Genomic DNA, 23,080 nt, shown 5'->3' on the forward strand with positions numbered 1-23,080 from the left:
CGCCGGCGTGGTGGCGGGTCTGTGGCAGGCGACGGTCTTCGACGCCAGCGGGCAGCAGTGGCAGGCCAGCAACGACGATCCGTCCGGTGTGGATGGCGGACCGAGCATCGAACTGACCGATGGCCACGCGGTGGTCGACGGCACCTGGAGTGCTGTTGACGGCAACGGCCATACGCGTCCGATCCGGGTGGAACTGGTCTGCCCGTCGTCGGGCAACTGAGGGGAGAAGAACCATGAATCGTTTCGCGGTGGTGGCTGGAGTAGCTGTCCTCGCGTGGTCGCTGTCCGCTTGCGGCGGCAGTGACTCACCGGACAACAGGGGTTCGACTGCGTCGAACACCGCTGGAGGATCCGAACCATCCGACGGCACGAGCACGTTGATCGTGGACGGTGAGGCGCTGGAGGTCACGTCCGCGGGTGGGTGCCACCTCAACCAGCAGGGCCAGATGATGGCGGCTGCCAAGATCACCGGGAGGAACGCTGCGGGGGAGGACGTGATGCTCGACTTCACCCGATACCGGGACGACTACCCGACTCCCGGCGACTCCATCCAGTTCACCATCCAGGGCCCAGACAGCGTGGGGTGGCTGATGGGGACCTTCGATGAGGGAACCGTGAGCATGTCTGACGACGTCGTGGCCGCCAATGACCTGGAAGTATCGGACAGCGCCGGCAGGATCGCTGTCGTCTCGTTCGAGATTGCCTGCTGATGGCCACGCGCCCGCACCGTGCAGTCGCGGAGAACTTTTGGACCGCTCGCATCCAATGCGTCCGAGCCTACGACTTCTCTGGGGGTGCCGCCTGCAGTGGCGAATCGCGAGATGACCGCGTTCCCGCCGAGGCATTCGGCGTTCTGAGGCCGGGCGCATCCGAGGCGGGACAACACAGGAATCGCAGGTCAGCAGTGTGGCGCCGCATGCCGCGGGCAGCAGCGCGGTTCGAGCAGCGGTTTGGCGTGGTCCTTGCCCCGGGCGTTCGATTCTGACCGTTAGGGTTTGTGGCATGCCGTAGCCGCCGGAAATGCTGGAGGTGACCAAGCGTGTCGCTGCCCAAGTACCGTACGCTCGCTGCACCGGAGCTTGAAGCACTCAAAGAAGTGCGGAGGGCTTTTCCGTCCGGGCACGCGTTCTACCGTTCTGCTCAGCTCGTGAGCCATCTTTCTTACCGTGGTCCCCACGAGGTCGTGGGTTGGTATGCAGGCACCGCTGCGGTGGTCCTGCGCCGAGCCGAGGAGTTGGGGGTCGCCGAGGGCATGGAGCTTCCCGTTGCCATGGGTATAGCCCTTGGGGCGGTCCACAACGAACTACGCGACGCGCGGGTCGACTTTGGTGATGATCTCGCCGACAGGATCGCCCGACTCGTTGCCGATCTGGAAGCAGCGATGGGCGTCGACGGCAAGGCGTACGCTGGTCATGGCGCGCACGTGGAGTGGCCGACTATTGAGTGGGTGAGGGCCTCGGCCGACCTGACGTCGGGAGTCCCGAACGGTTCACCGATTGTGATGCGCCATTTCGATGACTGTAAGTACTGGGCCGATACCGGAGAGTCTTGCGTTCGCGCTTCCGACGCGCAGATGGTGGAGCTTCCGGCATGTGTGGACTGTGTGTTCCAGGCGCGGTTGGCCGACAACCCCCGATCCGGTCCCAGATTGGGGAACGAGGGAGGGACACAGACAACGGGCATAGAGATACCGATGCCGTCGCTCCTTGGCGTTGACGAGACTGACGTGGCCGCATTAAGTCGGGTTCGCGCAGAGCAACGCTACCTGCGGCAGTATCTGTTGGGTGGGGCGAGCGAAGCTGGATGCGACCTTTGTGGACGGCTGTTGCCAAGTTCCTTGCTGGTAGCGGCTCACATTGTTCCTCGTCGTGAACTAAATGGGGCACAACGCCTAGATTTCTCTCGGGCAGCGATGCTTGCTTGCGCACTGGGATGCGACGCCTTGTTCGAGTACGGCTATCTGACCGTTGGATCGGATGGGGTCGTGCAGGCGGGAAAGCAGTCCAGCGCTGCTGTTGCCGTCGCTGTCGACGAGCTAAGTGGGCGCAAATGCACGGCGTTCAACGAGAACACGGCCGCGAACTTTGATCGACACGCCCAGATGCACGCCGATAGCTGGTGACGTGATTCATCCGTCGTTGACGTCCTTCCTAGCTGAGCACTGCCCGCCATCGCAGCCACCGTCGGTGCGTTTCGCTCGTGGGCAACGGGCTGCGCTGCGGTGTACTTCCAACCGTGGCAATTCAAGAGACGGCCGCGTTTCGGCCACTTCCGACTCTATCGCGGCATTGGGGGCCGGCTGGTGTCGCAGGCAGCAGTTTGCCCCAGAGCGTGGATGTGACGGACGGAAAGCCCACGCGCACCCGGTCTTCGGGCCGGGTGCGCGTGGGAACTGGTGACGAGAGTCGTCGCCAGGATCAGTACAGGGAGTTTCCGGTGGCGAGCAGGATGATCTGGAGGCCCGCGCCGAGAACCGACAGCACCGTGCCGATGATGCCGCAGATCCAGCCGGCCTTGATCGCGCCCTCGTTGGAATAGTGGGCGGTCTTCGACTCGTCCAAGGCGCTCTTGCCCATGATGATCGCCGGGATCCCGGTGAAGAGACCACAACAGACGAGACTCAGGATGCCCAGGATCAGGATGGTGGTGCCGCGCGGGTGCTCGGCGGGCATGCCACCATAACCGGGCTGACCACCGTAGGGCGGCTGGTTGCCGTAGTTGGGCTCGGGGGCGTTGCCATAGTCGGGGTAGGGGTTGTCAGTCGACATGTTTCTTGCACGCTCCTACGTCGATGAATGCAATCCGGTTGTGGAATCTTGCCACTCGCACACCTCACCATGCGCCAGGCAGGGCCGTCCGAAACCTGCACGGCCGAAGAAATCTAGCCCTGCTCATTGGGCTGACGTCCTGCGGGGCTCGGCGGCGGCATGCCTCGTTCCTCGGCGTACCTCTGCCTCACTCCTCGGATCAGCCCTGCAACCGCTCCATCCAGCCCTCGACGTCGTCCACGGTGCGCGGCAGCGAGGCCGAGAGGTTGTGCGGCCCGTCGGCAGTGATGACGATGTCGTCCTCGATCCGGATCCCGATCCCGCGCAACTCCTCGGGCACCAGCAGGTCGTCCTCCTGGAAGTAGAGGCCCGGCTCGACGGTGAGCACCATCGACTCGGCGAGTTCGCCCTTGTAATAGGCCTCCTGCGAGGACTGGGCACAGTCGTGCACGTCCATCCCGAGCATATGGCTGGTGCCGTGCAGCGTCCAGCGCGAATAGACCTTTGACTCCGGGTCCAGCGCCTCCTCGGCGCTCACCGGCAACAGGCCCATGTCGCCCAGCCCGTGGGCGAGCACGGTCATCGACGCCTGGTGGATGGACTGGAACGGCTGGCCGGGCACGGCCGCCGCGATGCCCGCCTCCTGGGCGGCGTACACCAGTTCATAGAGGTCACGCTGCAGCGAGGTGAAGCGGCCGTTGACCGGGATCGTCCGGGTGACATCGGCGGTGTAGAGGTTGGTGTTCTCCACCCCCATGTCCAGCAGCAGCAACTCGCCCGGCGTCACCGGGCCGGAGTTCTCGATCCAGTGCAGCGTGGTGGCGTGCTTGCCGCCGCCGACGATCGAGTCATAGCCGATGTCGTTGCCCATCGCGCGCGCCCGGCGGAAGAAGGTGCCCTCGATCCAGCGCTCGCCGTACTTCAGCACGTTCTCCCAGTCGCGCACCGAGTCCTCGAAGCCCAGCGTGGTGATGTCACACGCCTCGGCCAGTTGCGACAACTCCCACTCGTCCTTGAGTAGCCGCATCTCGGAGGCCACCCGGGCGAACTCCTTGTCCTGCTCCTCATCGCCCTCGACGATCGCGTCCAGGCGCGCGTCGATGCCGCGCAGCACCCGCGTCTTGGCCTCGCCGCGCAGGTGGTCGGCGAGCTCGTCCAGGTGACGGGTGCGCAACTGGAGCGAGTCAGCGATCTCGCCGAGCGACGGGCGACGCCCGGCCCACAACTCGCCGTACTGCCGGTCGCGGAAGAACTCGTCGCTCTCCCGGCTCGAGCGGGGCCGGGCGAAGAGGGTTGCCTCGGCGCCGTCGGAGCCCGGCTCGATCACCAGCACCGCATCCGAGGTCTGGTTGCCACTGAAATAGGTGTGCGCAGTGTCCGGGCGGAACCGGTAATCGGTGTCGTTGGCGCGCACCTTGTAGCCGCCCGCCGGCAGCACCAGCCGCTGGCCGGGGAACGCGTCGGCCAGCCGCCTGCGCCGCGCTGCGGCGTACGTCGCGACCGGGTGGGCGGGCAGGTCGAGCTCGCGGTCGCCCCAGCCCTGCCGCATGAACGCCGACCAGGCCTCGGGAACCGTCGGGTCGTGACCCTCTGTCTTCGGTGTGTTCTCGGACTCGCTCACCCCTCCACCCTACGTCGCCGGGCCAGCCGAGCCGATAGGGTCGAACCATGCCCACCCGCCACAAGGAAAGCGTCACGTTCACCGTCGTGGTGTCGGTGGTCGCTGCGCTGGCGGCGGTGCCGATGGCGGTGCTGCTCATCATCGCCGGCGAGCCGGCGGCGGTGGTGGTCGCGACGCTCCTCGCGCTGGTCCCGGTGCCGGTGTTGATCGCCTGCTACCTGTGGCTGGACCGCTATGAGCCCGAGCCCCGTTCCCTGCTCGCCAGCGGGCTCGCCTGGGGAGCGTTCGTGGCCACCCTGGGCGCGCTGGTGGTCCAGGGCGTCGGCGGCTGGTTCGCCGGGTGGAGCGACGAGCAGTCCCTGGCGATCGTCGCCCCACTCACCGAGGAGGCCACCAAGGGGGCCTTCCTGATGCTGCTGGTGATCTGGAAGCGCGCCGAGTTCGACGGCGTCCTGGACGGCATCGTGTACGCCGGGATGGTGGGCATCGGCTTCGCCTTCACCGAGAACATCCTCTACCTCATCGCTGCCTGGAACGGCGGGGGCGAGGGGATCCCCGACGGCCTGGCCGGGGTCACCGCCACCTTCGTCGTGCGCTGCCTGGTCAGCCCGTTCGCCCACCCGCTCTTCACCGCCTTCATCGGGATCGGTCTGGGCCTCGCGGTCAGCAGCCGTTCCCGTGCCGCGCGGGTGCTGCTGCCGCTGGGCGGTTATGCGCTGGCGGTGCTGCTGCACGGCATCTGGAACGCGTCGACCCTCGTCGAGGACGGACTCGGGTTCCTGCTCAGCTATGTCGTGCTGATGGTCCCCACGTTCGTGGTGATGATCGGCATCGCGGTCTGGGTCCGCACCCGGGAACCGGTGCTCCTCGCCCGGGCACTCGACGACGCCGCCCGGCTCGGGCTGATCGCGCCGAGTGACATCCCGTACGTCGTCGACCTGGGCGCCCGACGCCGCGCCCGCGCCGTGGCACGCGCCCATGGTGGGGCGGCCGGAGCAGCCGCGATGCGCGACTACCAGCAGGCGGCGGTCGAGTTGGGGTACCTTCACCACCGGGTGCTGCGGGGGACAGCACCGGCCAACCATGTCGAACGGGGGCAGATGTTCGTGGATCGGATGCACCACATCCGGCCGTACACGCCCTTCCCGGCACCGATGAGTCCAGCAGGAGGGCGCCACCGATGAGCGCGGACCCGAGCAAGCAGTCCACGCGGATGTTGACCGCGCTGGTCCAGTTGCGCAGTGCCCTCCAGGCGACCGGCCTGCCGCTGGACCTGCCCGGTGCCGACGAGCACCGCCAGGCCCGCACCGAGATGGTCGACCAGCTCGAGGACTACATGATCCCGCGGCTGATGACGATCGATGCCCCGCTGCTGGCGGTCGTCGGCGGCTCCACCGGGGCAGGCAAGTCCACCCTGGTCAACTCCCTGGTCGGCACCCGGGTGACCACTCCCGGCGTGCTGCGCCCCACCACCCGCTCCCCAGTGCTGGTGCACAACCCGGCCGACGGCGAATGGTTCGGCCGGGACCGGATCCTGCCCGACCTGGAGCGGACCGCCACCTCCACCACCGACCCGGCCGCCCTGCAACTGGTGCCCGCCGACAGCGTCCCGGCCGGCATCGCCGTGCTGGACGCACCCGACATCGACTCGGTCGAGGAACGCAACCGGGTGCTCGCCGCGCAGTTGCTGGCCGCTGCGGACCTGTGGCTCTTCGTCACCTCCGCTGCCCGTTACGCCGACCAGGTGCCGTGGGACTTCCTCAAGCAGGCCGCGGACCGCAGCACCGCCGTGGCCATCGTCCTGGACCGGACCCCACCGGACGCGATCGAGACCGTCGCCGCGCACCTGGCCCGGATGCTGGCCAGCCGCGGGCTCAAGGACTCCCCGCTCTTCGTCGTCACCGAGGGCACCGTCGACGCCGACGGCCTGCTGCCGCCCGACGCGGTCAAGGACATCCGCGGCTGGCTGCAGTCGCTCGCTGCCGACGCCGACGCCCGCGCCGCCGTGGTGAAGCAGACCCTGGAGGGTGCGGTCCGCAGCGTCTCGAGCCGCGCCTATGTCGTCGCTGATGCCGCCGATGAGCAACTCGCTGCGGTCACCGGGCTCCGTGAGGACGTCGAGGCCGCTTATGCGCGCGCCGCTGCCGACGTACACGAGGCGAGTGCCGACGGCACCCTGCTCCGCGGCGAGGTGCTGGCCCGCTGGCAGGAGTTCGTCGGCACCGGCGAACTGCTCAAGTCGCTGGAGTCCAAGGTCGGCCGGGTGCGCGACCGGATCGTCGGCGCCGTCAAGGGCAAGCCCCGCCAGGCCGAGCGGGTCACCGTGGCCGTCGAGTCCGGCCTGGAGACGCTCCTGCTCGAGCACGCCGAGGCGGCCGCCGAGCGCGCCGCAGCGTCGTGGCGCTCGAGTGCCCAGGGCAAGTCACTGCTGGCCCAGGGCAGTGGCGACCTGGACCGCGCCTCGCGCGACTTCCGGCGCCGTGCCGAGGCCGTCGTACGGGAATGGCAGCAGGGCGTGCTGGACATGGTCCGCACCGAGGGCCAGGACAAGCGCGGCACCGCGCGCTTCCTCGCCTATGGCGTCAACGGCCTGGCCGTGGCGCTGATGGTGATCGTCTTCGCCTCCACCGCTGGCGTCACCGGCGCCGAGGTCGGCATCGCCGGCGGCAGCGCCGTGCTCGGGCAGAAGTTGCTCGAGGCCGTCTTCGGCGACCAGGCCGTGCGCTCCCTGGCGGCCCGGGCGCGCAAGGACCTCGACGACCGGGTGGCACGCCTCTTCGCCATCGAGCAGGAGCGCTTCACCGGCATGGTCGATGCGCTCGCGCTCGACCCTGCGGCGCCCGAACAGGTCCGCGCCGCGGCCCGCCGGGTGACCGACGAACGCTTCGCACGCCAAGGTCGTGGCAGCCTCGGCGGTCACTCCGCATAGAGTGGCGCCCACACAGACGACGAAGCGCCGCGAGGGAGACCATGACGTCCTTGATCGAGGGGGCCAGGAAACTGGTCTCCCGGGGTTCCGATCTTGGGGTCCGCATCAGCGGGCTGGAGGAGGCCGTGTCCCATGCCCGGGGCCGCCTCGACGACGACCTGATCGATGACGGCCAGGAGGTCGTCGACCGCGCGGCCGGCCGGCTGCGCCTCTCCGCCGAGCACACCGTGATCGCGATCGCGGGTGCCACCGGCTCCGGCAAGTCGTCGACCTTCAACGCGCTCACCGGGCTGGAACTCTCCTCGGTCGGCGTACGCCGTCCCACCACGTCGTGGGCGACAGCTTGCGTGTGGGGCACCGAGGGCGCCGAGGAACTGCTGGAGTGGCTCGGCATCCCCGCGCGGCACCAGACCACCCGCGACTCGATGCTGGACTCCGGGCGCAGCGATCGCCGGATGGAGGGCACGGTCCTGCTCGACCTGCCCGACCACGACTCGACCGAGGTCTCCCACCACCTCGAGGTGGACCGGCTGGTCAAGCTGGCCGACCTGCTGGTCTGGGTGCTGGACCCACAGAAGTACGCCGACGCGGCGATCCACGACCGATATCTGAAGCAGTTGACCGGTCACCAGGACGTGATGCTGGTCGTGCTCAACCACATCGACACCGTGCCCGAGGAACGCCGCTCCTCGATGCTCGACGACGTACGCCGCCTGCTCGCCGAGGACGGGCTGCCCAACGTGCCTGTGGTCGGGATCAGCGCCCGGCACGGCATCGGCATCGACGACCTCAAGGACGCGGTCGCCAAGCGGGTCGCCTCCAAGAAGGCCACCAAGGCGCGGGTCGAGGCCGACATCCGCGCCACCGCCGAACGCTTCGCCCACGCCAGCGGGGCCGTCGCCTCGCGCCCGCCCGGCAAGGACGTGGTCCGCGAACTCGAGGACGCGTTCGCCGACGCGGCCGGGGTGCCGATCGTGGTGGACGCGGTCCGTGACTCCACCCGGATCCGCGCGGCCCGGGCCACCGGTTGGCCGATCGTCTCCTGGCTGACCAGGCTCAAGCCGGACCCGCTCAAGCGGCTCCACCTCGACCTGGGCAAGGAGGGCAAGGCGCTGACCGGCGCCTCGCGCACCTCCGTGCCGCCGGCCACCCAGGTCCAGCGCGCCCGCGTGGATGCGGCCGTGCGTGGGGTTGCCGACGGGGTCTCGTCCGACCTGGAAGTGCCGTGGCGCGAGTCGATCCGCCGCGCCTCGGTGTCGCGTTCGGCGGAGATCTCCGACGAACTGGACAAGTCGCTGGCGTTGACCGACCTCAGCTCCTCGCGGCTGCCGCTGTGGGCCGGCACGGTGCGGGTGCTGCAGTGGCTGCTGCTGCTTGCTGCCCTCGGTGGCGCCGGTTGGCTCGGTGCGCTGGCAGTGATGGCCTACCTGAAGATGCCCGAGCCGGCCACGCCCTCACTGGGTGGTTTCCCGGTGCCGACGATCATGCTCGTGGTGGGCGTGGCGCTGGGCATCGTGCTGGCACTGGTGTGCCGGGTGCTGGTCTCGTTCACCGCCAGGTCGCGCGCGCGGACGGTGGACCGCAGGCTCCGCTCCGGGATCCGCCAGATCGCCCAGGAGCTGGTCATCCAGCCCATCGAGCGCGAACTCGACTCCTATGAGCGGGTCCGCGAGGGACTGGCCACGGCCCTGAAGTAGCCGCCTGCCGGCACCACCCGGCGTACCGGTGAACCCGCTGTTCATCCACAGGCCGCTCGACGGCCGTGGTTGTCCACAGGCTGCTCGATCGCGCCCCACGACGGCTCCGTGCCGTTGCAGGGTGGTCGATGTTCCAACCACACATCGAGAGGACATCGACATGAGCAACAGCTACATCACCGTGCAGGGCTGGGTCGGCACCGAACCCCAAGAGCGCGTCTTCGGCGAGACCGTCGTGGTCAGCTTCCGGATGGCCAGCACCCCGCGCCGCTTCGACAAGAAGCTCAACACCTACGTCGACGCGGAGACCAACTGGTACACCGTCAACGCCTGGCGCCACCTCGGCCCGAACACCCTGGAGTCGCTCTCCCAGCGCGACCCGGTGGTGGTCCACGGCAAGCTCACCACCAACGTCTACAAGGACAGCGAGGGCACCATGGTCCAGTCCGTGGTGATCGACGCACTGACCATCGGCCACGACCTGAGCCTGGGCACCAGCCAGTTCACCCGCGCCCAGCGCAGCGACGGGCGTGACGACGAGGGGGTCAAGGCGATGAACGCCGACCTCGGGGTCGGCGGGGGACAGGTCACCAGCGACGGGAAGATGATCGACGACCTCGTCACCGCCCAGCGCGGGGCCGCCGGCGTGGACGTCGAGACCGGCGAGATCCTCGAGGAATCGGTCGCCTGAGCGCCGGGTCCCGCCGTACGCCGGGGCCTGCGGCGCGGAGTGGGTGGATCCGGTTGGATCCGGCCGGGCACCGCACCGTAGGCTCCGGTCCATGGCTGAGTACGTCTTCACACTGCGCAACGTCCGCAAGGCACACGGCGACAAGGTCGTCCTGGACAACGTCACCCTCTCGTTCCTGCACGGAGCCAAGATCGGTGTCGTCGGTCCCAACGGTGCCGGGAAGTCGACACTGCTGAAGATCATGGCTGGTCTGGAGCAGCCCAACAACGGTGACGCGATTCGCGACCCGGAGGCGTCGGTGGGCATGCTCCAGCAGGAGCCGCCGCTGACCGAGGGCAAGACGGTCCTGGAGAACGTCGAGGAGGCCGTCGGCGCGATCAAGGCCAAGCTCGACCGGTTCAACCAGATCTCCGAGGAGATGGCCGACCCGGACGCCGACTACGACAAGCTGCTGCCCGAGATGGGCGACCTGCAGACCGAGCTCGACCACGCGAACGCCTGGGACCTGGACAGCCGCCTCGATCAGGCCATGGACGCGCTGCGCTGCCCGCCGCCGGACGTGCTGGTGGACAACCTCTCCGGTGGTGAGCGCCGCCGGGTCGCACTGTGCAAGCTGCTCCTGGAGCAGCCCGACCTGCTGCTGCTCGACGAGCCCACCAACCACCTCGACGCCGAGTCGGTGGCCTGGCTCGAGGGCCACCTGAAGACCTACCCCGGTGCCGTCCTGGCGATCACCCACGACCGTTACTTCCTGGACAACGTCGCCGAGTGGATCGCCGAGGTCGACCGTGGCTCGATCCACGGCTACGAGGGCAACTACTCCACCTACCTGGAGACCAAGAAGGAGCGCCTCAAGATCGAGGGGCAGAAGGACGCCAAGCGCGCCCGGATGCTGGAGAAGGAACTCGAGTGGGTCCGCTCCAACGCCAAGGCCCGCCAGACCAAGTCCAAGTCCCGCCTGGCCCGCTATGAGGAACTGGCTGCCGAGGCGGAGAAGGCACGCAAGATCGACACCGCCGACATCAACATCCCGCCCGGCCCGCGTCTGGGCGACGTGGTGCTGGAGGCCCGCGGCCTGGTCAAGGGATACGAGGGCCGCACGCTGTGGAACGACATCTCCTTCACCCTGCCGCGCGCCGGCATCGTCGGCGTGATCGGCCCGAACGGCGTCGGCAAGACCACCCTGTTCCGGATGATCACCGGCGCCGAGGAGCCCGACGGCGGCGAACTCGCGGTCGGCCAGACCGTCAAGATCTCCTACGCCGACCAGAGCCGTGGCGGCATCGACCCGAACAAGAACGTCTGGGAGGTCGTCTCCGACGGACTGGACTTCATCAAGGTCGCCAACTTCGAGATGAACTCGCGTGCCTACGTGGCCTCGTTCGGCTTCAAGGGGCCGGACCAGCAGAAGAAGGCCGGCGTGCTCTCCGGTGGTGAGCGCAACCGGCTCAACCTCGCCCTGACCCTGAAGATGGGCGGCAACCTGCTGCTCCTCGACGAGCCCACCAACGACCTGGACGTGGAGACCCTCTCCTCGCTCGAGGACGCGCTGCTGGACTTCCCCGGCTGTGCCGTGGTGACCTCCCACGACCGGTGGTTCCTGGACCGCGTCGCCACCCACATCCTGGCCTGGGAGGGTGACGAGGAGGACCCGGCCAAGTGGTTCTGGTTCGAGGGGAACTTCGCCTCCTACGAGGCCAACAAGGTCGAGCGCCTCGGCGTCGAGGCCGCCCGTCCGCACCGGGTCACCCACCGCCGCCTGACCAGGGACTGACACGAACGCTCAGTCCTTGCGTCTCGAAAGCTCACTTGTTGATTCCCGAAAGTTCACTGGTTGAGCCGGAGCATCAACGACTGAACTCTGGGGCATCAACGACTGAGCGTTCGTGGATCAGGTATCGAGGACGGAGGCCAGTTCCTCCCGACCGGTGATGTCGAGTTTTCGGAAGACGCTCGACAGGTGGAACTCCACGGTGCGCTCGGAGATGAAGAGACGCTGGGCCGCCACGGCATTGGTCACCCCGGTCGCCACCTCACGGGCCACCTCGAACTCGCGCGGGGTCAGGCGCCCGGCCAGGCCGTCGCCGACCTCGGGAGCCTGCACCCGACGGATTCCGCAGGCAGCCAGTTCCGAGGAACATTGATCGGCCCACCTGGTCGCGCCCAAGCGGGTGAACGCCTCCTGGGCCGGCGCGAGGGTGAGATGGGCATCGGCCTTCCGCCGGGCCCGCCGGAGCCGTTCGCCCCAGAGCAGCCGAGTCCTGGCGACCTCGAACCCATCCGGCTCCCGAGCGAGCAGGGCGACCGACTGCTCGAAGAGCTGATCCATGTCCTCGACCGGCGCGTCCAGGGCCCGGCAACGCAGGGCCAGGCCCTCCATGCCCGGGTGTCGGATCGCACGCATCGAGGTCTCGAAAACCTTGAGCTCGGGAAGCAGCCGATCCTCCTGGCCGAGGCGCCAAGCGGCCTCGAAGGCATCCGGGAAACGGCTCAGATAGCCGGACGGGGCGAGGCCGATCTCGGTCTCGATGCGACCGGCCTCGGTCAGGTGGGTCAGTGCCTCCTCGAAGTCTCGATGGGAAAGCGCCAGCAGGCCGGAAACGGCGTGGTCGAGGTGTGCCAGGTGCGGGGCCCAGGTGGGGGCCTGTTCCCTGGCCCGAAGTTGCAACTCCCGACATCCTTCCCGGTCACCGCGGGATGCCAACAGATGCGCGTGCCGCAGGGCGATGAAGGGGTAGGGTGCCGAGAAGTCCGTGTCGATCACGATGCGCTGGAGCGCCTCGAACTCCAGCAGTGCCCGGTCCCAACGTCCCAGGTGTCGCTCGTGGCTGGGAGTCATCGATCCCATGATGTAGATCCCCGACGCGGAGGTCCCGTGCTCATGGATCGCCGCGCGACACCGCTCGATGACCTCACGCAGCAGTTCGAACTCACCGAGCCAGCCGAGGACCACGGTGATGAAGCCCGAGGAGGTGGACGGGTCTGCCACCTGCCGCCACGGATAGTCAGCCACCCACGGAGTTCCGCGCAGGATTGACCCGCCGTCCGGTTCACCGGCCATGACGGCAGTGACGTCGCTGAGCAATCGCTGCTCCAGGGACAACTCAGCGCCGCCCTGGTCGAGCAGGATCCGTCCGACTCGGCGGGCTCTGCGATAGTCACCGGCGGCGAGCGCGGCCGTGGCCACTGTGGTCAGCAGGTCGATCCCAGCGGCTCGTCGGGGCGGCTCCGTGGCATGCAACAAGGTGGTGCCGAATTCCTCGGTCTCATTCTGGTGCGATGGTCCCACCGTGCGGGTCCACAACGAGACCGTGGTCAACTCGCGCAGCAACCCTGCGCGCTCGACGTCGTCCTTCGCTTCGGTCAGGAGCTCCACGATCAACTCCCGTGCTTCGGCTCCCGCGCCGGCGCGGGCCAGGCAGCGCACGGCCTCCCGGTGCAGAGCGCGTGCCGCGTCCGCATCCGGGGCAACCTCGGCAGCGTTCTGCCACAGGTTCGCGGCCTCGGCATGGCTGTGCGCGGCCTCGGCCGTTCGTGCTCCGACCCGCAGCGCCTCGTACAGGATCTGCGGCTCGGCGTCCGGATCCTTGCGGAGGTGGTGGGCCCGACGCACCGGGTCGTCGTGGGCGGCCGCAGCCAGGGCTCGATGCACCGCTGCGAGCTCGCGCCCGGTCGCGGTGCTGCGGATCGCCGCCGAGACCAGCGGGTGATGGAACTCGCACGCTCCGTCCAGCACCCGGACCAGGCCCGCTCGCTCGGCGCGATCGAGGTCGTCGAGGGTGCAGCCGAGGTCTGACAGCACCGATCGGTACGTCGCCACCTTCAATGTGTCGAAGGCCGCGGCCAGCATCGCCAGGCGGGTGCGGTCAGGGAGGGCGGCCAGCCTGTGTGAGAACATCCGGTCCAGGGCGCGCCCGAGGGGAAGCTCGGCCGGCAACGGCTCCGTGCCGGCGCGTTGGCTCTCGGTGAGTTCGCGCGGCACTTCGTGCAGCACCAAAGGCGTTCCATGTGACGCGGTAGCGATCCGCTCCGCCACCCGGTGTGAGATGTCGGGGAATGCTTCCCGGAGCAGTCGCCTGGACTCATTCATGGTCAACGGGCCCACTTCGACCTGGAGGTCGGTCTCGAACGGCCACCCAGCCGTCGGCCGCATGGCGAACAGCAGGCACACTGCGTCGGCGTCCAGCCGCCGGCCCACGAAGATCAGGGCACGGAGACTGGCTTGATCCAGCCACTGTGCGTCGTCCACCACCAGGAGCAGGGGCTTCTCGCGGGCCATGGAGGTGAGCAAGGACAACAGTGCAGAGGCATCACGCAGCGGGTCTCTGCCTCCACCCATCGTCATCTCCGCTGCTCCGGCGCGGTGCAACAACTGGTGGACCGCGGCCAGAGGAAGATCCTGCTCGGCCGGGTGCCCGGAGATCTGGATGGTCCGCATGCTGCCGGCCGCCGAGTCGATGACCGCCTTGAGCAGGGTCGTCTTGCCGCTGCCTGCGACGCCGTGGACCAATGCGGTCCGGGCTCGACCGTTGCAGGCGTCGGCGCTCACACGCGCCAAGGCACGCAGCTGCGTCTCACGTCCGATCAGCACAGCGGCACCCACGGAACCAACCCTATCCGGCCCGGATCTCGGGCGGCGGTGTCAACCCAATCCCGGATGCCGTACGTCGTCAGGTGCTGTGGCAATCCAACCTGAGGAAGGTGTCCCCATGCCCGATCCCATCCAGTCCGGTACGAGAACGTGGCGGAGCAGGGTGGTCGCCCTGACCGCGCTGGGCCTGGCGGCCTCGCTCTCGCTCGTTGGCTGCGGAGCCGACACTCCTGGGGGCAACGTCGTCGATGACGAATGGGCGACAAGCCCCGCCGCCAGGACACCCGGGGACCCGGTGCCGAACACCTCTTCGGACGCTCTCACCGTGGACAACCTCGCCGACCAATGCGACCGGCTTGCACCGATCGTCGGGTCCTTGCGTGGCAGTTTCCCCGACGAGGTGACCGCCTCGGCGGCCACGGATGCCGAGATCAACGGATTCGGGTATCGGACCGCGCACTGTACCTATTCCTACCCTGGCGACAGCTTCAGCGATCCGAATCGAGTCGACATCTACCTGGACAGTGCCTCCGAGGCGGCCGCGATGCTGGCGCATTGGAGAACCCTCGCTTCGACCGAGCCAGTGCCGGGCATCGGCGACGACGCCACCTGGTATTCCAACACCAGTGCTGATGCGCGCTCCTCGGCCCGGGCGCTGGTCGGCTCCGAGGTCATCTCGGTCCGGGTCAGCGTGCCCAAGGAGATGGGTGAGGAACAGTTCCTGACAAAGGAGGCCCTGAGCGTTGCCCTGGGCGCCGTGGTCGCCCAACTTTGATCGATGCCATTGCTCCTGTGAGTCAGGGAGTGGCTCCGTCACAGACGTCGTGGTGATGACGGTCCAGGGTTGCCACTGCGTCCTTCGCTGGCCCGAGTGCATCGACGATGTCGCCCCGGTCACTGAACTCGAGAGCCTCCATCGTGGTCTGGTCGGGCCGGATCTCGACAGCTGCCAGCGCCGCCGAGACGGCGACGAAGAAGGCAATTGCGTCCTGTCTGGCGAGGGTCAGACTGGTGGGAAACTCGGCGCCCTCGAGGAGCAGGATCGCGGTGGAGGAGCCATTCGCGGTCTCGGTCGCGTCCCGGAGCATCCCTTCGTCGAGGATCCAGGTGTGTGCGGCCAGCGCACTGATCGCGGCGCAGACGTCCAGGGCTCGCTCTCCGGCCGGCGTCGGCGCGGGTGAGGACGGGACCGTGGCCCCGGGTGGTTCGGTGGACACCGAGAGGATCGGGGCCGAGGGTTCGGACCCGGACTCATCCAGAGCCTCCGAGGTAGAACCCGGCGCCGCCGGAACGGTGACCCCGGTAGGACCCTCGGGCACGGCGGCCGCCGTGACGTCGTCACCGCTGCATGCGGTGGTTCCGGTCAGGACGAAGGCAGCGGCGACGAGGACGAGGCGGCGGGTGCAGGGCGTCATGTCGGTGACGGTAGAGCGGGCAGCGCCCGGTGGCATCAGTGGGCGGCACCGGGAAGTGGTGACGGAGGGTCTCCGTGGGATTGCTCAGCTACCGGAGGTGCGCAGATCCGTGCCCGGGTGGGCGGCGGCGAGCCGGTCGGCCACGGCATCGAAGACCCTGCCCATGGCGGCGAAGTCCTCCTTGCTGACCAGGTCGACCAGGTGTGCCCGGACGCCGGCAACGTGCCTGGGCGCAGCGCGGACCAGCAGGTCGTGCCCGGCATCGGTCAGGTGTGCGATGATGCCGCGTCCGTCCTCCGTTGCCTCGCTGCGCCGGACGAGGCCGGCCGTCTCCATCCGCTTGATGGTGTGGGTGACCCGGCTCCTGCTGAACCGCATCGCGTCGGCCAACGCCGACATCCGCAGGCAGTGCTCGTCACGCTCGGAGAGACGCACCAGCACCTCGTACTCGTTCAAGCCGATGCCGAACTCATGCCGCAGTTCGTCATCCAGTTGGTCGTTGAGCAGGATGCTGCCCACCATGTAGGCGCGCCATGCCCGTTGCTGACCCTGGTCGAGCCAGCGCGGTGCCACGGCCTCGGATGTCGAACTGCCTTCGGTCATGCCGGGAGTCTAGACCCGTCGTACGCCGTGGCGGCACAAGCGAGGACGGAGGATCAGCCGACGACTTCGAAGGTGACCGAGCCGAGCACCTCGACGCGTGGGCTGCTCCCCGCAGGTGGGGTGGAGAGGGTCACCCGGTCGCCGAGCCGGGACCACTGGGCCACGTGCACCGACGCCATGACGCTCACCTGCGGATAGTGATCGGGCACGGACGGGTCGCACTCGGTTGATCCCGCGGGCATCGGAACGACGTCGATCTCGAGTGTCACCTCCGAGACCTCCATGACCGGCACGGTGATCTCGATGCTGCCCTGCGGTGGGTCGTAGACGCCGTCCGCGAAGCAGTGGGCGGCAGGGATCGGGAGGTCGGTTCCCCAGACCTCGTTCACCCGGATCCCCAGGTGCTGCAGCTGGTAGAGCGGAGGCGTCGCTCCCGGCGCCTGCTCCACTTCGACCCGATAGTCCAGGAGCAGTTTCCGCTGTGCCCGCGACGTGGTGAATCGTGCGGCCAACCAGTCGTCAGGTCGGTAGGTGACGGTGCTCCCCGACGCGTCGGTGAGGGTGACCACGAGGTGATAGGCGGTGCCGGGGCAGAGCCCCGGGAACGTGAGGGGCTGTTCTCCGCCGGAGTGCCCGGTGCGCACCACTGGATCGCCCATCCAGCACTCGCCGACTACCTCCACCCGATAGTCCACCGGGCGGTCGGTCACCATCAGCCAGCGCGCGGTGACCTGGCTGGGCTCGGTCTCGGTGGGGGTGGTGGCACCCGTGTCGATGACGCGGTGGCGCATGGTCTCCAGTTGCGGTCGCTCGGGCCGGGGCAGGTCGGTGTCGGCGCGCTGCAGCGGGCCGATCCGCCACTGGGCGCGGCCGTTGCTGGCCCCGGTCGACCAGTCCACCCGCACCTGTGCGGTGCCGAGTGCCCCGTGTCCCTCCAGACGATCACACGGTGCCTGCACGCCCGAGCCACACATCTCGACCCGGCCCGGTGCCAGGGTCAACGGGATGTGGTACCAACCGGTCTCGGGGACTCGGCAGCCAGGACACATCTGCAGTGACAGCGGCAGGATCACCCTGTTGATCGTGGTGGTTCCTCGGTGTCTGGCGACCGTGCGCAGCACCACGTCTCCGCCGGTGATGCCGAACTCGTCTCCGGCGCAGCGGCCAGCATGCTCTCCGGCGGCCAGGGTGCTGCCGGCCCGCGTTGGCCCGGAGGCGAGGGCACAGGGGCCGCGGCCGTGGGGCCAGATCGCGGTGATGTCCACTGCGCCGGCCTCCACCTCGCCGAGCAGCGCGACCGCGGTGATGCTCACCGTGGGCCGGGGCGTGTCCGGCACGTCGAGCATCCGCCAGGTGCGCCGCTGCGCCTCCAGCCATGCCCAGCTCGGCCGATCCCGGTCCTGGATCGCAATGCAGGCCAGGATCCGGGTGCCTTCCGGCACCATTACCACAGCCGTCGTACGACGGGTGTACGTCGTGTCATAGCGGCGCTCGTGCAGCCAGACCGGATCGACGGTGATGGTCCTCGACGTCTCGCCGTGGTCGGCCAGCGGCAGGTCGTCACCGGGGACGGAGCAGTCGCCGTCCTCCTCGGGGGAGAGGACCTGGACGTTGAACTGGACCCGGTCGCCGGCACGATGTGGCGCGGAGAGGAGCAGGGTCGAGTTGTCGACAGGGCGGATCTCGAAGCGGGGGACGTGTGGATCCTGTGCGGAGACGGTGGCTGCAAGGGGGGTGTCGGCCTCGGTGCCTCCGGTCGGCCCAACCGACCCGGTCGGCTGCGCTCCCGGGCGGGGCGCCGGTGGCAGTTGTGGCCGGATGGTCCCCGGTTCCCCTTCCGGGCAGTGCGAGCCAGCTGGTCCGGTGCACGGATCCCGGAAGCGGGGCACCTCTGGGAGGAGGTCGCCGGTGATACCGGGCTTGAGCTCGCCAGGTCCAGTGGGGGAACCCGTCGCGGGATCGCTGGGGGAACCCGTCGGGGCGTCTGGGTGAGGGGCAGCAGGGGGCGCAGCGCCGGGAGCGGAGCCGGCGTGCCCATCGGGCTCGCTGGTCCTGTCATCGGGGACCTCGGCCAGCAGCGAGCCCGGGTCCGGGGAGTCGAGCAACTCCTCGAGTCCACCATCGCGTCCTGGGTCGGTGCGCACGACACCGCGGCGTTCGGGAAGGGTGCGCAGCTCGTGGATCGGGCTGGTCCAGCTGGCGTCCCCCGGCTCCAGGGAGGGCGCTTCGGGGCCGGTGGCGACCGGCCCCAGGACGGCGACCGGAGTTCCGGGGAGGGCCCGCGCATCGGCCGTCGCGCTGTCGTCGGTGAACTGATGGCCGGCCAACAGGCCGAGCATGCCGACCAGGAGCAGCGCCACGAGGGCGCCGAGCAGGCGGATGTGATTGCGGGACATGCTGTCTCCAGGTGGGTGCGGGTCAGATCAGGCAGTCGACGTGGACGGTCGCCGAGCGGCTCGCACTGAGTCCCTCGGCGTCATGGGCCGTCACGGTCACGGTGATGTCACCGCGGGTGCCGGCGGCCGGCATCAGGGTGTAGTGCCAAGAGCCCATGGACCGGGTCATCGTGCCCGAGCCGGACTCCGCACCGGTCCAGGAGACGGTCATCGAGGCCACCGCGTGGTCATCTCCCGCCTTCGCGCTGATCTGCAGTGGACGGAGATTGCAGAAAGGGGTGCCGATGGTCTCCAGCGCGTCCACCGTTGGCGCCCGATTCGGCGGCGGGGATTCGTTGCCTCCGCCGGGGGAGGGGTGCGTCGGTCCCTCCGTGGCCGGGCCGGTGGATGGCTGCCCGGCGGCGGGGGGCGCCGACTTCGAACCGGTGGCGGAAGGGAGGTCCTCGGGGTCGACATCTGGTCGTTCGGGATCGGCTGACTCGGTGGCGGCCGGCGGTCGAAGGTGGGAGCCCTGAGCCAGGACCCGTCCGGTGGTGCAACCGGATTCGGGCAGACCGTGCACGGCACCGGCGCCGGCATCGGCGGTTACCGCTGCGGTGGCCACCCACACGGTGATGTCGGGTCGGACGGGACTGCGGACCGCAACGTAGGCGGCGTCGGAACTGCGCGCCATCACCAGGACCCGATCCCCGGAGCGGAAGGAGACCACTGGTCTTCCTCCCGGGCAGTCCAGACCAACCACCTCGGTGGCCCCGACCGCCGCGGCGTACGACGGGATGGGTGCTGTGGGTGTGCCCTCAAGCAGGCCGGTGGCACCGAGTGTCATGCTGCCGACGGCGACAACGGTTCCCGCGACGGCCCAACGGAACCGTCCGCCATGGCCGGCGAACGGGCCACCGCTGTCTGCCGTCGTGCCAGGATCTCCTACGGCGACTCGCCGGCGTACCTCGTCGACGACGCCGTCGGGGTCTCCCCAGTGCGCTCCGTCCCGGAGTGCCTCGTGAAGGAACCGATCCAGGTCACGCATCTGCGGGTTCCTCCTTCAACATCCGGGCCAGGGACTTCCTGGCTCGGTGCAACTGGGTCTTCACGGTGCCGCTGCTGACCTGGAGTCCTTCAGCGATCGTCTCCACGGACTGATCGAGCAGGTAATGCAGGACACAGACCTGGCGTTGCCGCAGTGGCAGCCTGGCCAAGGCGTCGTGGAGGTCGACGTGGAGCGAGTTGGCCGGATCCGTAACCGTGACGACCGGCTGCGTCGGAGCCAGTCGGGACAGGGCCCTGGCCTCCGTGTCGCGCCGACGGTGGTGGTCACGAGTCCGGTTCGAGGCGACCACGGTGATCCAGGCAGCGAGGTTCTGCACTTCGCGTGCGGGTGGCCTGGAGAGATAACCGACCAGTGCATCCTGCACGGCGTCGGGAGCCTGCTGCGCGTTGCGAGTGATCGCCGCGACGGCAGCCACCACGCCTGGATAGTCGTGCTCCACGAAATGCGCGAGATCCAGGTGGACCTGGTCGGTGGTCATCGTCCTCACACCCCCCGACGCGTCGGGCCGGTTGCGGGGTTGACATCACGGGTGAGGGAAGGGCGGGAGGGGCAGGGGAGTGCGAGCATGCCCTCAGCCCAGGCGGATCAGCCGGCAATGGCATCCGGGACGGCCACCGGAGTGTGAACCGGGCTCGGCGAGGCATGCCGCCGAGGCGAGGACTCCTGTCTGTCGCCCCGTCTCGGTGGCCCATGAATCCAGTGGGCCCCGGGACCATCTGGTCCCGGGGCCCACTGGTTGTTGTGGTGGCTCAGATCCGCTCGAGGATCAGGGCCATGCCCTGACCGCCGCCGACGCACATGGTGATCAGTCCGGTGGACTTGTCGTGCCAGTCCAGGGAGTTGATCATCGTGTTCTGCAAGCGAGCGCCGGTCATCCCGAAGGGGTGGCCGACGGCGATCGCGCCGCCGTTGATGTTGAGCCGGTCGATGTCGATGCCGAGGTCCTGGTAGGACGGCACCACCTGCGCGGCGAACGCCTCGTTGATCTCGACCAGGTCGATGTCACCGATGCTCATCTTCGCGTTGGCCAGGGCACGCTTGGTGGCCTCGACCGGGCCCAGGCCCATGATCTCGGGGGAGAGGCCGGAGACGCCGGTGGAGACGATCCGGGCCAGCGGCTTGAGGCCCAGCTCGGCGGCCTTGGTGTCGGACATGATCACCACGGCGGCAGCGCCGTCGTTGAGTGGGCAACAGTTGGCGGCGGTGACCACGCCGTCGGGGCGAAAGACCGGCTGCAGCTGCGAGGCGGCCTCATAGGTGACGCCGGCGCGGGGACCGTCATCGGCGGAGACCACGGTGCCGTCAGGGGTGGTCACCGGGGTGATCTCGCGGGCCCAGAAGCCGTCGTTGATCGCCTTCTCGGCGAGGTTCTGCGAGCGGACCCCGAACTCGTCGAGCTCCTGGCGGCTCAGGCCACGCAGGCGGGCCACGTTCTCCGCGGTCTGGCCCATCGCGATGTAGGCGTCGGGCAGCACCCCGTCCTCGCGGGGGTCGTGCCAGTCGGCGGTGGTGGTGCCGTCACCCTTGGCGTGGGCATCGGTGCGCGCCACGGCCTCGTCGAAGATCGGGTTGCGGGTGTTGGGGATGTGGTCCGAGGTGCCGTTCTTGAACCGGGAGACGGTCTCCACGCCGGCGGAGATGAAGACGTCACCCTCGCCGGCCTTGATCGCGTGGAACGCCATCCGCGTGGTCTGCACCGAGGAGGCGCAGTAGCGGGTGATCGTGGCGCCGGGCACCGGGTCCATGTCGTTGAGGATGTTGACGATGCGGGCCATGTTGTTGCCCATCTCGCCGCCGGGCAGGCCGTTGCCGAGGTAGAGGTCATCGACGGTGTTGCGGTCCAGCTCCGGGATCTTGTCCAGGGCGGTCTTGATGATGAACGCCGCCAGGTCGTCAGGACGGAAGTCCTTGAGGGATCCCTTGTTGGCGCGACCAATGGGGGTGCGGGCGGCGGAAACGATGACTGCCTCGGGCATTTTTCTCCGATCGGGGTCTGTGGAGCACGGACGCTCCGTGGTGACGCTGTGGGCCCAGCGTAGTCATGGGAACATTGCGCCGTGCGCCATGTCTATGAATGTCCCGTCCGGTGGGCCGACCTCGACCTGCTCGGTCACGTGAACAACGTCACCTACATCGACTACCTGCAGGAAGCCCGGATCGACATGCTCCTCACGCATGCACCGGACGCGCGCGCCGTCGATCTCGCCGAGGGCGTGGTGGTGGTGGAGCACGACGTGAAATACCTGCACCCGTTGACCTTCCGCCCTGCGCCGGTGAAGGTCGACACCTGGGTCACCGAGATCAAGGCCGGCACCTTCACCATGGCCTACGAGGTGTACGACGAGACCGACGCCGGGCGGATCGTCTATCTCCAGGCCAAGAGTGTGCTGACGCCGTACGTCTTCACCGAGGAACGACCGCGCCGCATCTCTGCTGCCGAGCGGGAGGTGCTCACCGGGTTCCTGGGCGAGGACCCGCTGGCTCCGACCGCACCCCGGGGGCCGTCCCGGCGTACACCGCAGGGCCACTATCCGCTGCAGGTGCGCTTCTCCGACGTCGACATCTATGGCCACGTCAACAACGTGAAGTACTTTGAATACTTTCAGGAGGGCCGGGTCAACTACATGTACCAGATGGCCACTTCGGTCGAGGACGTGCCGGACTTCTCCGTGGTGCTGGCCCAGATGGACGTGGACTACAAGCGCCCGATCCTCTTCCGCCCCGAGCCGTACGACGTGCACTCGTGGGTCTCCCGGGTGGGCAACTCCTCGTTCGTCGTCGAGTCCGAGATTGTCGACGGGGAGCAGGTGCTCAGCCGCGCCCGGGTGGTCCTGGTGATGTTCGACCCGGTGCAGCAGAAGGCGGCACCCGCCTCCGAGGCGGCACGGCAGGTGCTGCTCGGCCAGCTCGTGTCCTGAGTGCCTCGGGCGCGCCCTAGTCGGGGGTGTTGACCATGAACTGGGCTGCGTGCGTCACGTAGTCCCAGAAGCGGGCGTCCTGCTCCTCGGTCAACCCGACCGCGTCCAGCCCGGCGCGGAAGTGGACCAGCCACCGCTGCGCCGAGGTCGGGGTCACCGCGAACGGCGCGTGCCGCATCCGCAACCGCGGGTGGCCGCGGGTGTCGGAATAGGTGGTCGGGCCGCCCCAGTACTGCACCAGGAAGAGCGTGAAGCGCTCCGCGGCCGGTCCCAGGTCCTCCTCGGGATACATCGGTCGCAACAGCGGGTCCGTGGCAACACCCTCGTAGAACGTGTCAACGATGGTGCGGATCGTCTCGAACCCGCCGATCTCCTCGTAGAAGGTGACTGCCTCGGTGCTCAT

Annotated in this window: 20 protein-coding genes; 10 read left to right on the plus strand and 10 right to left on the minus strand. The window is 68.6% G+C overall.

The features are described from left to right. From Q9R27_RS12325 to Q9R27_RS12335, 3 genes are all read left to right on the plus strand, one after another. Positions 1 to 220 (plus strand): hypothetical protein (locus tag Q9R27_RS12325; protein WP_311252683.1); only part of this gene is annotated, 220 nt, incomplete at its 5' end. Positions 221 to 383: 163 nt separating this feature from the next. Beyond that, positions 384 to 710, plus strand: coding sequence for a hypothetical protein (locus Q9R27_RS12330; RefSeq protein ID WP_311252684.1), 327 nt, complete (start codon positions 384 to 386; stop codon positions 708 to 710). Between the two features lie 329 nt (positions 711 to 1,039). Beyond that, a complete protein-coding gene (locus Q9R27_RS12335) occupies positions 1,040 to 2,122 on the plus strand; it encodes a hypothetical protein (protein WP_311252685.1) in 1,083 nt (360 codons plus the stop codon). 295 nt (positions 2,123 to 2,417) lie between these two features. Here the strand turns inward: Q9R27_RS12335 and Q9R27_RS12340 are convergent, their stop codons facing one another. After that, a complete protein-coding gene (locus Q9R27_RS12340) occupies positions 2,418 to 2,768 on the minus strand; it encodes a DUF4190 domain-containing protein (RefSeq protein WP_311252686.1) in 351 nt (116 codons plus the stop codon). A 199-nt stretch (positions 2,769 to 2,967) separates the two neighbouring features. Next, a complete protein-coding gene (locus Q9R27_RS12345) occupies positions 2,968 to 4,389 on the minus strand; it encodes a Xaa-Pro aminopeptidase (protein WP_311252687.1) in 1,422 nt (473 codons plus the stop codon). Between the two features lie 47 nt (positions 4,390 to 4,436). Between Q9R27_RS12345 and Q9R27_RS12350 the strand changes: the two genes are divergently transcribed. From Q9R27_RS12350 to ettA, 5 genes are all read left to right on the plus strand, one after another. Further along, positions 4,437 to 5,573: a PrsW family intramembrane metalloprotease gene (locus Q9R27_RS12350; protein WP_311252688.1), complete on the plus strand. Its 1,137-nt coding sequence runs from the start codon at positions 4,437 to 4,439 to the stop codon at positions 5,571 to 5,573. Continuing rightward, positions 5,570 to 7,318, plus strand: coding sequence for an ABC transporter (locus Q9R27_RS12355; RefSeq protein WP_311252689.1), 1,749 nt, complete (start codon positions 5,570 to 5,572; stop codon positions 7,316 to 7,318). The genes Q9R27_RS12350 and Q9R27_RS12355 overlap by 4 nt, the downstream gene beginning before the upstream one ends. A gap of 41 nt (positions 7,319 to 7,359) precedes the next feature. After that, entirely contained in the window at positions 7,360 to 9,015 is a 1,656-nt protein-coding gene (locus Q9R27_RS12360) for a GTPase (RefSeq protein ID WP_311252690.1), read from the plus strand. Positions 9,016 to 9,175: 160 nt separating this feature from the next. Continuing rightward, a complete protein-coding gene (locus Q9R27_RS12365; RefSeq protein WP_311252691.1) occupies positions 9,176 to 9,706 on the plus strand; it encodes a single-stranded DNA-binding protein in 531 nt (176 codons plus the stop codon). Positions 9,707 to 9,797: 91 nt separating this feature from the next. Next, positions 9,798 to 11,480, plus strand: a complete 1,683-nt coding sequence (gene ettA / locus Q9R27_RS12370; protein WP_311252692.1) for an energy-dependent translational throttle protein EttA — start codon at positions 9,798 to 9,800, stop codon at positions 11,478 to 11,480. Between the two features lie 117 nt (positions 11,481 to 11,597). On the opposite strand, the gene Q9R27_RS12375 is transcribed toward ettA, so the two are convergent. Next, entirely contained in the window at positions 11,598 to 14,309 is a 2,712-nt protein-coding gene (locus Q9R27_RS12375; protein WP_311252693.1) for an AAA family ATPase, read from the minus strand. A gap of 106 nt (positions 14,310 to 14,415) precedes the next feature. Between Q9R27_RS12375 and Q9R27_RS12380 the strand changes: the two genes are divergently transcribed. Then, a complete protein-coding gene (locus tag Q9R27_RS12380; RefSeq protein WP_311252694.1) occupies positions 14,416 to 15,072 on the plus strand; it encodes a hypothetical protein in 657 nt (218 codons plus the stop codon). Between the two features lie 22 nt (positions 15,073 to 15,094). On the opposite strand, the gene Q9R27_RS12385 is transcribed toward Q9R27_RS12380, so the two are convergent. From Q9R27_RS12385 to Q9R27_RS12410, 6 genes are all read right to left on the minus strand, one after another. Beyond that, entirely contained in the window at positions 15,095 to 15,712 is a 618-nt protein-coding gene (locus Q9R27_RS12385; protein WP_311252695.1) for a hypothetical protein, read from the minus strand. An 84-nt stretch (positions 15,713 to 15,796) separates the two neighbouring features. After that, positions 15,797 to 16,315 carry a MarR family transcriptional regulator gene (locus Q9R27_RS12390; RefSeq protein WP_311252696.1) on the minus strand — a complete coding sequence of 173 codons (519 nt, stop codon included), beginning with the start codon at positions 16,313 to 16,315 and terminating at the stop codon, positions 15,797 to 15,799. 53 nt (positions 16,316 to 16,368) lie between these two features. After that, positions 16,369 to 18,711 carry a hypothetical protein gene (locus Q9R27_RS12395; RefSeq protein ID WP_311252697.1) on the minus strand — a complete coding sequence of 781 codons (2,343 nt, stop codon included), beginning with the start codon at positions 18,709 to 18,711 and terminating at the stop codon, positions 16,369 to 16,371. 22 nt (positions 18,712 to 18,733) lie between these two features. Beyond that, the gene (locus Q9R27_RS12400; protein WP_311252698.1) at positions 18,734 to 19,738 is read right to left on the minus strand and encodes an Ig-like domain-containing protein; all 1,005 of its coding nucleotides are present in this window, start codon (positions 19,736 to 19,738) and stop codon (positions 18,734 to 18,736) included. Further along, positions 19,731 to 20,237 (minus strand): RNA polymerase sigma factor, encoded by a 507-nt coding sequence (locus tag Q9R27_RS12405; RefSeq protein ID WP_311252699.1) that lies wholly within the window; start codon positions 20,235 to 20,237, stop codon positions 19,731 to 19,733. Before Q9R27_RS12405 ends, Q9R27_RS12400 begins: the two co-directional genes overlap by 8 nt. A 271-nt stretch (positions 20,238 to 20,508) precedes the next feature. Then, positions 20,509 to 21,735 (minus strand): acetyl-CoA C-acetyltransferase, encoded by a 1,227-nt coding sequence (locus Q9R27_RS12410; protein WP_311252700.1) that lies wholly within the window; start codon positions 21,733 to 21,735, stop codon positions 20,509 to 20,511. Positions 21,736 to 21,816: 81 nt separating this feature from the next. Between Q9R27_RS12410 and Q9R27_RS12415 the strand changes: the two genes are divergently transcribed. Further along, a complete protein-coding gene (locus Q9R27_RS12415; RefSeq protein ID WP_311252701.1) occupies positions 21,817 to 22,677 on the plus strand; it encodes an acyl-CoA thioesterase in 861 nt (286 codons plus the stop codon). A gap of 16 nt (positions 22,678 to 22,693) precedes the next feature. On the opposite strand, the gene Q9R27_RS12420 is transcribed toward Q9R27_RS12415, so the two are convergent. Continuing rightward, positions 22,694 to 23,080, minus strand: a complete 387-nt coding sequence (locus Q9R27_RS12420; protein WP_311252702.1) for a globin — start codon at positions 23,078 to 23,080, stop codon at positions 22,694 to 22,696.

The sequence above is a fragment of the Nocardioides sp. AE5 genome, assembly GCF_031844485.1.
GTDB lineage: Bacteria > Actinomycetota > Actinomycetes > Propionibacteriales > Nocardioidaceae > Nocardioides.

Bases quoted from the DNA above. Each gene is read 5' to 3' on its own strand.
- Q9R27_RS12340 (WP_311252686.1), bottom strand. From the start codon at position 2,768: ATGTCGACTGACAACCCCTACCCCGACTATGGCAACGCCCCCGAGCCC.
- Q9R27_RS12350 (WP_311252688.1), top strand. From the start codon at position 4,437: ATGCCCACCCGCCACAAGGAAAGCGTCACGTTCACCGTCGTGGTGTCG.
- Q9R27_RS12355 (WP_311252689.1), top strand. From the start codon at position 5,570: ATGAGCGCGGACCCGAGCAAGCAGTCCACGCGGATGTTGACCGCGCTG.
- Q9R27_RS12360 (WP_311252690.1), top strand. From the start codon at position 7,360: ATGACGTCCTTGATCGAGGGGGCCAGGAAACTGGTCTCCCGGGGTTCC.
- Q9R27_RS12365 (WP_311252691.1), top strand. From the start codon at position 9,176: ATGAGCAACAGCTACATCACCGTGCAGGGCTGGGTCGGCACCGAACCC.
- ettA (WP_311252692.1), top strand. From the start codon at position 9,798: ATGGCTGAGTACGTCTTCACACTGCGCAACGTCCGCAAGGCACACGGC.
- Q9R27_RS12380 (WP_311252694.1), top strand. From the start codon at position 14,416: ATGCCCGATCCCATCCAGTCCGGTACGAGAACGTGGCGGAGCAGGGTG.
- Q9R27_RS12385 (WP_311252695.1), bottom strand. From the start codon at position 15,712: ATGACGCCCTGCACCCGCCGCCTCGTCCTCGTCGCCGCTGCCTTCGTC.
- Q9R27_RS12390 (WP_311252696.1), bottom strand. From the start codon at position 16,315: ATGACCGAAGGCAGTTCGACATCCGAGGCCGTGGCACCGCGCTGGCTC.
- Q9R27_RS12395 (WP_311252697.1), bottom strand. From the start codon at position 18,711: ATGTCCCGCAATCACATCCGCCTGCTCGGCGCCCTCGTGGCGCTGCTC.
- Q9R27_RS12400 (WP_311252698.1), bottom strand. From the start codon at position 19,738: ATGCGTGACCTGGATCGGTTCCTTCACGAGGCACTCCGGGACGGAGCG.
- Q9R27_RS12405 (WP_311252699.1), bottom strand. From the start codon at position 20,237: ATGACCACCGACCAGGTCCACCTGGATCTCGCGCATTTCGTGGAGCAC.
- Q9R27_RS12410 (WP_311252700.1), bottom strand. From the start codon at position 21,735: ATGCCCGAGGCAGTCATCGTTTCCGCCGCCCGCACCCCCATTGGTCGC.
- Q9R27_RS12420 (WP_311252702.1), bottom strand. From the start codon at position 23,080: ATGAGCACCGAGGCAGTCACCTTCTACGAGGAGATCGGCGGGTTCGAG.